The following is a 12,437-nucleotide window of genomic DNA, read 5'->3' as shown; positions in this document are numbered from 1 at the left end:
CTTAGACCAGCTGCTTCTTGATCAGGTTCGGGTGCCGGTCCTGGAAGGACAGCAGCGCGGTCAGCGCGCGGGCACCCACCCACGACACCGGCTCCACCGGGAACCGGCGCTCCTTCCGGTTGACGAACAGCAGGTTCGAGTACGCGGAGTCGCGGCCCAGGATCAGGTCGCGCAGGATCTTGCCGGCCGTGTGGGTCAGCGCGATCCCGTTGCCGCAGTAGCCGTAGGCGTAGTACACGTCGTCGTCGGTGTTGCCCACGTGCGGCACGAAGTCGCGCGTCATGCCGACGCAACCGCCGTAGGAGTAGGCGATCCGCACGTCCTTCCACGCCGGGAAGTAGCGCACCAGCGCGTCCCGCAGGAACGCGGTCGAGGAGTCCCGGCGCATGTACCTGTCCTCGGCCATGTCCCGGCCGTAGTAGTACGGCGCGGGCCCGCCGCCGAACAGCAGCCGGTTGTCCTTGGTGAAGCGGCCGAAGATGATGAAGTTGCGGGACTCGACGAAGCCCTCCCGGTCCGGCCAGTGCACCTGCGCGAGCTGCTCGTCGGTGAGCGGCTCGGTCACCACCGCGTAGCTCCACACCGGCTTCACCCGGTGCTTGAACGTGGTGAACTGGTGCTGGTAGGCGTCCGTGCCGAGCACGAGCTTGTTCGCGATCACCCGGCCGCCGGGCGTGGTGATCACGTGCCGGCCGCTCTCCTTGGTGACGCTGGTGGCCGTGGTCCGCTCGTGGATGTGCACCCCCAGCCCGCGCACCACCCGGGCCAGGCCGCGGGCCAGCCGGTGCGGGTTGAGCAGCGCGCCGCCGACCTTGAACGCGCCGTGGATGGCCGGCGAGCCGATCCGTTCCCGCGCCTCGGCCGGCCCGAGCAGCCGCAGCGAGTTCTTCGCGCCGATCCGCTCGGCCAGCTCGACATCGCGCCGCAGCAGCCGCAGCTGCGCCTCGCTCGCGGCCACCGAGAAGTAGCCGGTGGACTCCAGCTCGGCGTCCACGTCGTGCTTGCGGCGGAACCGGTCCAGCTCCAGCATCGACCGGCCGACGACCGAGTACGCCGTCTTGGCCCGCTCGGTGCCGAACCCGTGCACCAGCCCGGCGAGGCTGTGCCCGATGGTGGGCGTGACGAACCCGTCGGCGTGCCCGGACGCGCCGGCGCCCGCGTAGTCCATCTCGACGATGTGGATGTCGAGCGACGGGTCGGCCTGCTTGAGGAAGTAGGCCGTCCACAGGCCGGTGTAGCCGCCGCCGATGATGCCGACGTCGCACCGGACGTCGCCGGCCAGCGGCGGGCCCGGCACGACGGCCTCGGTGTCGCGCCAGTAGATCGAGTGCTTGATGCCCGACGCGTCGGCGGGCGCGTGGCCCGTCGAGCTGATCGTCGCCATGGTCGGTCCCCTATCGCTGTGTGGTGGTGGGCTTACGTCCGCTCGAACACGATCCGCACGAGGCCGAGGTGGCGGTTGCGGAACCCGTCCACCGACGCACGCAGGTAGCGCTCGTAGTCCGCGACCCGCTGCTCGCCGACCAGCGCCACGGCCGGCTTCCGGTTGGCGACGAGGTTGTCGTGCCACTCCTGGCAGGTGCGGGCGTAGTGGTCGGCGTCGTTGCGGGCCGACACCAGGTCGAACTTCCGCTCGCTCGCCTCGAAGATCTCCGAGACCCACGGCAGCTCGGACTCGGGGAAGATCTGGTCGACGATGAACAGCAGGTCCTTCACGGTCTTGCGGTCGAGCTTGACGTTGTTGCCCTTCACGTTCGTCTGCAGCGCGAGCCGGCCACCCGGCGGCAGCCACTCGGCGCAGCTGTCGAAGAACCGGCGGTACGCGGCGACCCGGCCCGCGCGGGCGAGGCCGAAGTCGGCGAAGTGCTCGAACGCGCCGATCGAGATGATCGCGTCGTAGGGCGCCTTCCCGTCCCTGGCCTCGGGCGCGTGGTCGACCCAGTTCCGCACGCGGACGTCGTAGCGCTCGTCGGCGAACGTCGCGATGTGCGCGGCCTGCTCGTTGGCGAGGGTCAGACCGACCACTTCGGACACGTCGTGCGTGTCGACGAGCCGGCGCATCAGGCCGCCCCAGCCGCAGCCGACGTCGAGCACCCGGCCGGCGCCCTGGGCGCGGGCGCCGGTGGCGAGGTGGTCGAGCTTGCGCTCCTGGGCGGCCTGCAGCGTGTCGTCCGGACCCTCCCACAGCGCGCACGAGTAGCTGCGGGTCGGGTCGAGCCACAGCGCGTAGAAGTCGTTGCCGCGGTCGTAGTGGCTCTGGATCGCCTCGGCCGACGCGCCCTGGTATGCCGTGTGACTGGTCATTTCCCGGCTCCTGCCGCCGCGACGACCCTGTTGAGCCGCTCCATCCTGCTGGCCAGCGTCATCCGGCCCTCGAGCTTGAACGCCGGCGGCTGCCGGCCGTCGACGTCGGTGAACCCGTACTGCACCGCGAGGTCACCGACCGCGAGCCGCTGCCCGGACACCGCCATGACCTCGGGGTCCACCGTGAGCGAGGCGATGGCCCGGCCCACGTACTCCGGCGAGTGCACGACCTGCGCCGGCCCCGCGCCGAGCAGGTCCCACGCCGCCTCGACGCGCTCCGTGCGCACGAAACCGGGGTGCAGCGCGACCGCGGCGACGCCGTGCTTGCGCAGCTCGTGGCCCATGCCGAGGGCGAGCCGGTCGGACGCGGTCTTGCACATGTCGTACGCGGCCTGGCCCAGGTAGACCTCGCCGTCGGTGAACGAGATGTTCACGATGAGGCCGCTCCTGTCCGGCAGCATCAGCGGAACCGCGAGGCGGCTCGCCACGAACTGGCCGCGCAGCGACGCGGCGAACAGGTCGTAGCGCCACTGCGGCTGCTTCCAGAACGGCGCGTCGAACCGCTCCTCGTCGCTGCGCTCGTAGCCCGCCCACGCGTTGTTGACGAGCAGGTCGAGCCGGCCGTCCTCCTCGGTGATCCGGGCGAACAGCGCCTCGACGTCCGCGTCGACCGTGTGGTCGCAGCGCACGGCGACCCCGGTGCCGCCGCGGGCGGTGACCTCGTCGGCCGTGTCGTCGACGGTGCCGGGCAGGTTCTCGGTGGTGTGCGAGCCGCGGGTGCTGCGGCCGGTCACGTAGACCTTCGCGCCCGCCTCCCCCAGCGCCCGCGCGATGCCCCGGCCGACGCCGCGGCTCGCGCCGGTCACCAGCGCGACCTTGCCGCGCAGGTCCGGCGGCTGCCATTGGCTGGTCGTGGTCATGCGACCTCCTTCATTGCCTTGTGCCGCGCGGCGTTCCGCACGTTCGTCCAGTAGGTGAGGCTGCGCCGGTAGGCGTCCTGGTCCGAGGGCATGGGGACGTCGAGCTCCTCGACGAGCTCGCGCATGGAGGTGGGCAGCACGCCCCCGCACGCGTGGGTCACCTCGCTGACGTCGATGAGCACCTTGAGGAAGGTCCGCGAGGTGGCCGGCACGTCTGCCAGTGGCACCGGCAGCGGCAGCCGCGGGTCGACGATCGGCACCCGCGGGATCTCCTTGCCGTTCGCCGCGCTGTGTGCGACCAGGATCTCCTGCGCCTGCGCGACGGTCATCGCGTCGGCGCCGTAGGTGAGCCAGTGGAGGTGGCCGAGGTTGTCGGCCAGCACCGCACGGGCGATCGCGATCGCGGTGACGTCCAGGGGTATGACGTCGACCAGGTTTCCCTTGTGGGCCGGGAAGAACGGCGCCTTCCCGCGGCAGAACCAGTCGGACATGGCCTGCACGATCTGCGGCTGGCTGCTCGCGCCGGTGCGTGAGTCGCCGACCAGGTTGGTGGGCCGGTAGATGTTCCAGGGCACTCCGCTGTCCTGGAGCAGCCGCTCGGAGTCCAGCTTGGACCGGATGTAGGGCCGGACGACGTTGTCCGGGCCCAGTTTGCCGAGCTCGTCGCGCTCGATGGCGTGCACGAAGCACGTGCTGACGTAGTGCACCGGCGCGTCGGCCGCCCGGGCCAGCTCGATCACCCGGCGGGTGCCGCCGATGTTGATCGACTCGTAGCGGGGCCACGGCTGGCCCCACTCGGTCAACGCTCCCGAGTGGACGATCACGTCCACCTCGTCGGCGAGCCGGTCCCAGTCCCACTGAGACAGACCGAGGCGGGGCTCGGCCAGGTCGCCGCGCAGCACCTCGTGCATGTCGGGCAGGTCGGTGTCGCTGTGCACCAGGCCGATCACCCGGTGCGGGCGAAGCTGCTCGGCGACGGCCCGGCCGATCACCCCGGACGCGCCGGTGAGCAGGATCGTGCGTGGTTTCGTGGTTGCCATGAGGGACCTTTCCGGCTATCCGAGCCGAACGGTGGCCAGCGGCTCGAAGCGGCCGGCGTCGAGCATCTGCCGGCAGCGGTGCCGCTGGATCTTGCCGCTGGGTGTCTTGGGCAGGCTGTTGCGCGACAGGAACACGCACTCGTCGAGCGCGACCGCGGCCTTGGCCATCGCGAGCGACGCGACCGCCTCGGCGAGCGGCCGGTAGTCCTCCAGGCGCCGCTTCACCTCGACGAACAGCGTGAGCTCCTTGCCACTGCCGTCGGCCGAGATGAGCGTGGTGCAGCCACGCCGCACCCCGGCCAGCCCGTCGACGGCGTTCTCGATCTCGCGGGCGTAGACCTTGCGCCCGGCCACCGAGATCACGTCGTCGATCCGGCCCACCGGGTAGAGGTGGCCGTCCCGGACGAACCCGAGGTCCGCCGTGCGCACGGTGTCGCCGGTGAACCGCTCGGCCGTGCGAACCGGGTCCGCGAAGTAACCTGCCGCGAGTGACGGCGACCGGACGCTGATCTCACCGAGCCGGTCGCTCGGCGCGCCGAGCACCTCCACGCCGAGGCACGGCGTGCCGGCGCTGACCACCGCGGTGGCCGACTTGACGGCCGGGTCGACCTCGTGCAGCTCCCCGTCCGCGAGCGCGATCGAGTCGACCACGAGGTGCCGGGGCGCCTCGTGCATCGGCGTGGCGGTGACCGCGAGCGTCGCCTCGGCCAACCCGTAGGCCGGCATCAGCGACTCGGCCCGGAACCCGTACGGGCCGAGCGAGTCGACGACCCGGCGAAGCGTGTCCGCCTCGGCCCGTTCGGCGCCGATGATGCAGGCCCGCACGTCGAGCCCACGGGCCATCCGGGCGGACCGGCCGATCCGGGAACCCAGGTGCAGCGCGGTGTTCGTGCCCGCGGTCATCGTGCCGCCGAACTCGGCCATGTCGCCGAACCACGTGCGCGGCGCCATCGCGAACCGTTCCGGAGTGGACAGGTACAGCGTCCAGTCGTTGAGCCACGGCGTGAGCAGCGTGCCGAAGATCCCCATGTCGTGCGACAGCGGCAGCCACGACACCGTCGTCTCGCCCTCCGGCCGGCCGTCGAGCATCGCGGTGATCAGGTCGAGCTGGTGCCCGATCGCCCGCGGGGTGAGCATGCAGCCCTTGGGCGCGCTGGTGCTGCCCGAGGAGTACTGCACGAACGCCAGGTCGTCGTCCCCGGGCGGGGAGGCGTCGACCTTTCCCGTGCCGCGCAAGGACTCCCAGGTCCTCGCGCGCAGCCTCGTCCGGAGGTCCTCGTCGAGGAGGCCGAACATGCGCTCCTCGAGCAGGAAGACCTCCGGTTGCAGCTGCTCGCAGATCGTGAGCAGCTGCTTGGCGTACTCCGCGCCGTCCATGCCACGCGCCGGGACCGGCAGCGACGCGACCGCGCCACCCGCGAGCCACACGCCGAGCAGACCCCGCACGGCGTGTGGTCCGTTGGTGAGCACGGTCGCGACCCGGGTCCCTGGCCGCACCCCGCACTTCCGCAGCCCCGCGGTCATGTTCTCGGCGTCGGCGACCACCTCGCTCCAGGTGGCCGCCTCCCACCGGTCCTCGACCCAGCAGTGCAACGACGTGCGGAACGCGCTACGGCCCGCGCCCGTCAGCGCGGCCCAGAGGGTGTCACTCGACATCTACGATCCCGACCGCGGACGCGCGGGACCGCAGCGCCAGCGGCTTGTCCGGGTCGGACCGGGCGTGCCGGCCGCCGCCGAGCTTCTCCCAGGCGAGCGCCTTCTGCTCCTGCCGCTCCCGGTCGATGCGGATGACGTTGGTGGCGAGGCCGAGCTTCTCCAGCGTCCGGATGATCATCGCGCTGATGTCGAGCTCGTACCAGCGCATGCCGTGGCTCGCCGAGCGCGGGAACGCGTGGTGGTTGTTGTGCCACGCCTCGCCGAAGGAGAACAGCGCGAGCCAGCCGACGTTGCGGGACTCGTCCGGGGTGGCGAACCGGCGCCGGCCGAAGTAGTGGCCGATCGAGTTCACCGCGTAGGTGATGTGGTTGGCGACGAAGAACCGCACGAACCCGCCCCACAGCGCCCCGGTCATGGCGCCGAACAGCGTGCCGGTCAGCGCGAGGCCGAGCAGGCCCGGCAGCACGACCCCGCCGGTGACGAACCAGACGAAGTGCTTCGAGATGAAGCGCATGTCCTTGTCCCGCAGGATGTCCGGGCAGTAGCGCATCGGGTCCGAGGACAGGCCCCGGTCGAAGAGCCAGCCCATGTGCGCGTGCCACAGTCCCTTGAGCGCACCCTTGATGCCCGGCTCCTCGTCGGAGTACGGGCTGTGCGGGTCGCCCGGCTTGTCGGCCACCCGGTGGTGGCGGCGGTGGTGGGCGACCCAGATGACCGGCGGGCCCTGGCCGGCGACCGCGCCGGCCGAGGCGAAGAAGATCCGCAGCGGGCGGGTGGTCTTGAACGCCCGGTGTGCCAGCAGCCGGTGGTAGCCGGTGGACACGCCGAGCCCGGCGACGACGTACATGATCCCGAACACGATCAGGTCGGACGGGCCGACCAGCCGGTTCCACAGCAGCGCGACCGCGGCCACGACACCGGCGAGCGGCAGCAGGGCCGAGATCAGAATGAAGGCATAGTGCTCGCGCCCATCCATGGGCTGACTCCTTGTTTCCTCGACATGCGGGTGACCGGTCAGCTGACTTCCAGCACCGCTTCGTTGCCCAGGGCCAGCAGGTCCCCCAGGGTCTGCGCGTCCGCGGCCTTGGCCGGGTCGAACTCGACGCCGTGCTCGTCCTCGAGGGTGAAGACGATCTCCGACACCTGGAGGCTGGACAGGCCCAGCTCGTCCAGCCGCGTCGACTCGTCGATCTCCACGTCCTTGGGCAGCTTGCCGCGCATCTCCTGCCGGATCAGGCCGGCCATCTCCTCAATGGTGATCATTTCTTCGCACCTCATGAATTCGGCGGAATATCGGGACGGAACGTCGCGAACATACCGCCGGAAATGAGCAGCCGAGCGAGTTCTCGAACCACATTCAACCCGCTGACGATTGGCACGAAGGAGCACCGGTGGCGCGGTCGAGAACGACTCGCGCCGACCCTTCAGCTATTTACTCGAGGCGAGATTAACAGCTCTTGACCTGCAAGTTCTCGACCACGAGAATGACTCGCGGAATTCTCGAACCAAAAAACCGGCAGCCATGGAGGGCTGCCGGTGCGCGGTGAGAGAAGAGTTGTGGTGGAGCGTTCCTCGGGAACGGCTCAGGCCGCCATCGCGGCCTCGACCAGGACCCGCTCGACGCGCGCGATCAACGACGCGCGGCGCAGGCACCACACGCGGAACGCGCGCCGGTCACCCGAGTCGAGGGCGGCGTCGATCTGCGCGTCGGTGTTCTGGATGCAGATCTGCAACCCACTGATCTCCGCGCTGCTGTCTGACTTCGCTATCGACTGGGACATCGCACACCGCCGCTGCCTCGGTGAGAATCTGGTCGCGCCCCGGGCTCGTTCGCGGGGCCGGTGATCCCATAATCACCCGGCCGGCTCAAGCGACGGTTGAGTATTGCTGTGGCCCCTCAGGGCGTGTTCTCGGTGGCCGGCTCCTCGATCGGCCGCGGCATCACCCGCGGGCGGCGCACCCACGCGGCGTGCGGGCGGGCCAGCAGCTCGCTCAGCGGCGCCGGCTTGCCGAGGTGGAAGCCCTGCGCCACGCGCACGCCGAGCCGGGCCAGCGCGTCGACCTGGCTGGCCCGCTCGACCCACTCGGCCACCACGGAGATGCCGAGCCCGCGGGCGATGTCCACGATTCCCTGCACCAGCACGGTGTCCCGGCTGCCATAGTCGATGCCGCGGATGAACTCGCCGTCGATCTTCACCCCGGTGATGGGCAGCTGCTTGAGGTGGACGAACGAGCCGAAGCCCGCGCCGAAGTCGTCCAGCGAGATCCGGCAGCCGCTGGCCCGCAGCCGCTGCGCGAGCGTGCGCGCGGCGTTGAGGTTGGTGACCGCGGCGGTCTCGGTGATCTCGAAGCCGAGCCGGCCCGGCGCCACCCCCGCGGCGGTGAGCCGGTCGAGCACGAAGTCGCCGAAGTCCTCGTCCTCCAGCGTCCGGCCGGACACGTTGACGTTGAACCGCAGGCCCGGGTACGGGTGCGCGACGAGCGTGTCGATCGCGGTGCCGATGACCCAGCGGTCGATGTCGAACACGAGGTCGCTGCGCTCGGCGGCGGGCAGGAACTCGCCCGGGCCGAGGTAGGGCTCGCGGCCGTCCTCCAGGCGCAGGAGCAGTTCGTGGCCCACGACCCGGTTGCTGCCGAGCTTCACCATCGGCATCGCGTGCAGCGCGAACCCGCCGTTGGCGAGCGCGTCGCGCACCCGGTCCAGCACGGTCACCCGCATCGCCGTGTCGGTGTAGTGGCCCTGCTCGTAGACGGTGACCCGGTTGCGGCCGGCCGCCTTGGAGGCGTGCAGCGCGAGGTCGGCGTTGGCGAGGACGGCCTGCCAGCTGTCGCCGGCGCGGAACTCGGCCACGCCGGCGCTGACCGTGACCCGGGTGGTGCCGCCCGCGCCGATGAGCGGGATCGTGGCGACGGCGTTGCGCAGCCCGTCGGCCACCTCGACCGCGGACCGCTCGTCGGTGTCGGCGAGCACGACGGCGAACTCGTCGCCGCCGAGCCGGCCCAGCGTGTGGCCGGCGCCGTTCCCGTTGCCGGTGCCGAGCCGCTCGCGCAGCGCGTCGGCCAGCGTGCACATCACCCGGTCGCCGGCCGGGTGGCCGCGCAGGTCGTTGATGTCCTTGAAGTTGTCGAGGTCGAGCAGCAGCAGCGCACCCGTCCCGCCGAGGGCCAGCATGCGCTCGAGCTCCCTGGTGAGCGCGCGGCGGTTGAGCAGGCCCGTGAGCGGGTCCTCGTCGGCGAGCCGGCCGAGCTCGGCGTGGAACTCCCCACGCTGCTCGGGGTCGAGCGTGCGCTCCCGCCAGCGGCTGACGTCGGAGGCCTGGTAGAGCAGCTGCTCACCAGCCAGCGCGCTACAGCGCACCTCGAGCCACCGGTGCCCGCCGTCCGCGGTGGCGAGCGAGATCACCACCCCGTCATGGGGCTCGTCGGGGGCGCCGGCGAGCAGCGCCGGTAAGGACCGGCCCGTGGCCTGCTCGACGGTGAGGTCGAGGAGCTCGGTCATCGCGCGGTTGGCCCAGCGCACCCGGCCACTCGGGTCGGTGACCGCGAAGGCGGTGTCCGTAGCCTCGAGAACGGCGTCGAGCACGGCCGTCAGCACCTCCGCACGCGAGGTGCTGTCGGTGCTCATCGGAACGCCTCGATTGGTTGATGTGGCAACTGGGCACGAAGGGTAGTCGACAGACCCGCCTCAGCGCAGCCGCTCCAGCCCGTGAGCACTCCGAACGACCCGAGCCGCGAGGTCCTTCAGCTCCCCGGGCGCAGCCCCGTCATCGGCGGCGGTCACCACGTCCTCGGCTGCGCAGCGTAGCTGGAACAGCCGGTCCTGCAAGTCCGCCAGTTCGGCCGCCGAGAGCACCACGGCGTCCTCCGGCAGGCCACCGCGCTGTACCGCCGAACGTCGCTCGTAAGCCCGCTGCCTGCAGGATTGCGTGCAATACCGGCGGGGCCGGCCCACCCGGCCGTCGTCCGGGAGGCGTAAACCGCACCATCCGCAGTGCCGAGGTTCGGTGCGGGATTTGAGCCGTTCCGGTGCCGTCATCGTAGGCCGAACGGAGTAGTCGGTCGGGGGCGCCATGTGCCCGACGCTATCTCGCCACGATTCGTGCACCCACCCGCCACGCCGTTTTGGCAGACTCGACAGCGTGCACGACCACGCGTTTCTCGCCGGACCGTACCCGCGCGCGTTCGTCCACCGCGGCTGGCACTACGACGACCTGGCCGGGATGGAGAACTCGCTGTCGGCGTTCCGCCGCGCCGTGCGCGAGGGTTACCAGTACCTGGAGACCGACGTCCACGCGACGAAGGACGGCGTGGTCGTCGTGCACCACGACCCTGTCCTCGACCGCACCACCGACGCGAGCGGCGTGGTCGCACGGCTGCCGTGGGCGTCGGTGCGCCGGGCCAAGATCGCCGGCCGCGAGCCGGTGAGCCGGCTGGAGGACGTGCTCGAGGAGCTGCCGGACGCGCTGCTGAACATCGACGTCAAGGCCGAGTCGGCCATCCAGCCGCTGATCGACACGCTGCGCCGGGCCAACGCGCTGCACCGGGTGTGCGTGGCGTCGTTCTCGGAGGCCCGGCTGGAGCGGGTGCGCCGCTTCGCCGGCGACAACGTGCTGACCTCGATGGGCACCCGGGCCATCGCGCGGCTGTGGGCGTCGGGCCGGCTCCCCCCGTGGGTGCTGCGCCGGCGTGGCCACCAGCGGATCGCCCAGGTCCCGGTCCAGCACGGCCGGCTCAAGGTCGTCGACAAGCGGCTCATCACGGTGGCCCGGCGACGCGGCATCGAGGTGCACGTGTGGACCGTCGACGAGCCCGCCCAGATGCACGAGCTCATCGACCTCGGCGTGGACGGCCTGATGACCGACCGCCCGGGCGTGCTGCGGGACGTGCTGCGCGAGCGAGGCCTGTGGGCAGCCGCCTAGTCCGCCTCCCCGGGATTTAAAGTGTGCGTTGCGTCCCGGCGACTGGTGCGGGTGTCGAGGTGGGTGGTGGCTGGGTGCCGTCACTAGTCCGCCTCCCCGGGATTAAAAGTGTGCGTTGCGTTCCAGCGAATGGTGCGGGTGTCGAGGTGGGTGGTGGCTGGGTGCCGTCACGGTCCCCTGAGGTTCCGGTAGTCGGCGTAGTCGGCGCAGGACTTCGCACGATGATCTACGAGACAGGCCTTGGGACCAGGCCGCCCGCGCCCACCACGACGAGATCGGCCGTGCCCATGACCCCTCCGGTGCGGGACACTAGCGAAGCGACTCCGCGATGCGGACGGCCTCCGCGCGGGTGAGGTCGCCCTCCACGCGATAGGTGATGCCGTCCTTCTCCCAGATCAGGGTCTTCGCGGACAGCCGGGCGGCCTCCTCGTGGATCGTGCCGGCCCGGTCGACGTAGATCACCGGGTGCGGGCGCGGGATCCACACCCCGTCGGCGCCGTCGACCTTGACGCGGACCACGTCCTCGGCCTGGATGAACTTCTCGAAGACCGGCGAGATCCGCCCGTCGAACTCGTCCACCCGCACGCCCGGGTAGTGCAGCGACACCACCCGCGGCGGCGTGCCGTCCGGCGGGGAGTTGTCGATCAGCCGGACCGTGTCGGGGTCGCCGAGCGCCGACGGCACCCGCACCGGGAACCGGACCGCCGCGCGGGCCTGCCCGAGCGTCGCGGCGTGCTCCCCCGGCTGCAGGACGTCCGAGGTCGTCGGCCGCACCGGCGGCCGCTCGTAGTGCACCTCGACCCCGCCGATGCGCAGGAAGTCGAGCACGGCCGCGCGCACGGTCGGCGACACGGTCATCGCCACGGCGAGCGCGACCAGCAGCGCCACCGCCGCGGCGACGAGCTTGGGCAGCAGGCGGGCCGGCGGGGCGGGGGCGGGCTCGTCGAGCCGGTCCAGCACCGCCGTGACGTGGTCGGCCGGGGGCGGCGGCACGTCGAGCCGGACGCCGAGCTCGCGCAGGGCGGCCTCGATCTCACCGACGTCGTCAGTCATGGGCCACCTCCTCCACGAGCCTGGCCGGCAGCGACCGGCGCAGCTTCACGATGGCCCGGGACAGCCGCGACTTCACCGAGCCGCGCGGCCACGCGAGCACCTCGGCGGTCTCCGCCTCGGACAGGTCGAGGAAGTACCGGCAGGTCAGCACCTGACGGTCCCGGTAGGACAACGCGTTGACCGCGGCCAGCACCCGCGCCCGCGCGTCCGCGGCGACGGCCTCGCGCTCCGGCTCGACCGGGTCGACGTCCGGCTCGGCCAGCCGCAGCTCCAGCGAGCGCCGCCGGCGCACGCCGCGGTGCAGGTTGCTGGTCTCGTTGGCGACGATCCGCAGCAGCCACGGCCGGAAGGGCGCCCCGGCCCGGAAGGACCCGAGCCCGCGGTATGCCTTCACGAACGCCTCCTGCACGACGTCCTCGGCCTCGTCCCCGGCGCCGAGCAGGTAGGCGCTCCGGTGTGCGAGCGCGGCGTAGCGCGCGACCAGGAGCGCGTACGCGTCCCTGTCGCCCGCGCGGGCCCGTGCCACCGCGTCGTCGTCGGTCGTC

13 protein-coding genes are annotated in these 12,437 nt (G+C 71.5%); 1 reads left to right on the top strand and 12 read right to left on the bottom strand.

The window, feature by feature from the left end; genetic code table 11:
• Nucleotide 1: 1 nt before the first annotated feature.
• The 10 genes from VGD70_RS03455 to VGD70_RS03410 all read right to left on the bottom strand — a co-directional run bounded on the left by VGD70_RS03455 (nucleotide 2) and on the right by VGD70_RS03410 (nucleotide 9,956).
• A complete protein-coding gene (locus tag VGD70_RS03455) occupies nucleotides 2-1,384 on the bottom strand; it encodes an FAD-binding oxidoreductase (protein ID WP_331078007.1) in 1,383 nt (460 codons plus the stop codon).
• 32 nt (nucleotides 1,385-1,416) lie between these two features.
• Nucleotides 1,417-2,304, bottom strand: coding sequence for a cyclopropane-fatty-acyl-phospholipid synthase family protein (locus VGD70_RS03450; RefSeq protein ID WP_331078005.1), 888 nt, complete (start codon nucleotides 2,302-2,304; stop codon nucleotides 1,417-1,419).
• Nucleotides 2,301-3,224 carry an SDR family NAD(P)-dependent oxidoreductase gene (locus VGD70_RS03445; protein WP_331078003.1) on the bottom strand — a complete coding sequence of 308 codons (924 nt, stop codon included), beginning with the start codon at nucleotides 3,222-3,224 and terminating at the stop codon, nucleotides 2,301-2,303. The genes VGD70_RS03450 and VGD70_RS03445 overlap by 4 nt, the downstream gene beginning before the upstream one ends.
• On the bottom strand, nucleotides 3,221-4,264 hold the full coding sequence (locus tag VGD70_RS03440) for an SDR family oxidoreductase (protein ID WP_331078001.1): 1,044 nt from the start codon (nucleotides 4,262-4,264) through the stop codon (nucleotides 3,221-3,223). Before VGD70_RS03440 ends, VGD70_RS03445 begins: the two co-directional genes overlap by 4 nt.
• Nucleotides 4,265-4,279: 15 nt before the next feature.
• A complete protein-coding gene (locus VGD70_RS03435; RefSeq protein ID WP_331077999.1) occupies nucleotides 4,280-5,920 on the bottom strand; it encodes an AMP-binding protein in 1,641 nt (546 codons plus the stop codon).
• Nucleotides 5,910-6,896 carry an acyl-CoA desaturase gene (locus VGD70_RS03430; protein ID WP_331077997.1) on the bottom strand — a complete coding sequence of 329 codons (987 nt, stop codon included), beginning with the start codon at nucleotides 6,894-6,896 and terminating at the stop codon, nucleotides 5,910-5,912. The genes VGD70_RS03435 and VGD70_RS03430 overlap by 11 nt, the downstream gene beginning before the upstream one ends.
• A 38-nt stretch (nucleotides 6,897-6,934) precedes the next feature.
• Nucleotides 6,935-7,183 (bottom strand): acyl carrier protein, encoded by a 249-nt coding sequence (locus VGD70_RS03425; RefSeq protein ID WP_331077995.1) that lies wholly within the window; start codon nucleotides 7,181-7,183, stop codon nucleotides 6,935-6,937.
• A gap of 320 nt (nucleotides 7,184-7,503) precedes the next feature.
• Nucleotides 7,504-7,701: a hypothetical protein gene (locus VGD70_RS03420; RefSeq protein ID WP_331077994.1), complete on the bottom strand. Its 198-nt coding sequence runs from the start codon at nucleotides 7,699-7,701 to the stop codon at nucleotides 7,504-7,506.
• Nucleotides 7,702-7,817: 116 nt separating this feature from the next.
• A complete protein-coding gene (locus VGD70_RS03415; protein WP_331077992.1) occupies nucleotides 7,818-9,545 on the bottom strand; it encodes a putative bifunctional diguanylate cyclase/phosphodiesterase in 1,728 nt (575 codons plus the stop codon).
• A gap of 60 nt (nucleotides 9,546-9,605) precedes the next feature.
• The gene (locus tag VGD70_RS03410) at nucleotides 9,606-9,956 is read right to left on the bottom strand and encodes a hypothetical protein (protein WP_331078017.1); all 351 of its coding nucleotides are present in this window, start codon (nucleotides 9,954-9,956) and stop codon (nucleotides 9,606-9,608) included.
• 103 nt (nucleotides 9,957-10,059) lie between these two features.
• On the opposite strand from VGD70_RS03410, the gene VGD70_RS03405 reads away from it, so the two are divergent.
• Nucleotides 10,060-10,839, top strand: coding sequence for a glycerophosphodiester phosphodiesterase (locus VGD70_RS03405; RefSeq protein WP_331077991.1), 780 nt, complete (start codon nucleotides 10,060-10,062; stop codon nucleotides 10,837-10,839).
• A gap of 309 nt (nucleotides 10,840-11,148) precedes the next feature.
• Here the strand turns inward: VGD70_RS03405 and VGD70_RS03400 are convergent, their stop codons facing one another.
• A complete protein-coding gene (locus VGD70_RS03400; protein ID WP_331077989.1) occupies nucleotides 11,149-11,892 on the bottom strand; it encodes a hypothetical protein in 744 nt (247 codons plus the stop codon).
• Nucleotides 11,885-12,418, bottom strand: coding sequence for an RNA polymerase sigma factor (locus VGD70_RS03395; RefSeq protein WP_331077988.1), 534 nt, complete (start codon nucleotides 12,416-12,418; stop codon nucleotides 11,885-11,887). The genes VGD70_RS03400 and VGD70_RS03395 overlap by 8 nt, the downstream gene beginning before the upstream one ends.
• Nucleotides 12,419-12,437 lie beyond the last annotated feature (19 nt).

Source organism: Actinophytocola sp., from assembly GCF_036402745.1.
In the GTDB taxonomy this organism is placed as follows: domain Bacteria; phylum Actinomycetota; class Actinomycetes; order Mycobacteriales; family Pseudonocardiaceae; genus Actinophytocola.
Note: the sequence above shows the minus strand (reverse complement) of the source record. Positions and strands in the feature narration are given on the sequence as shown.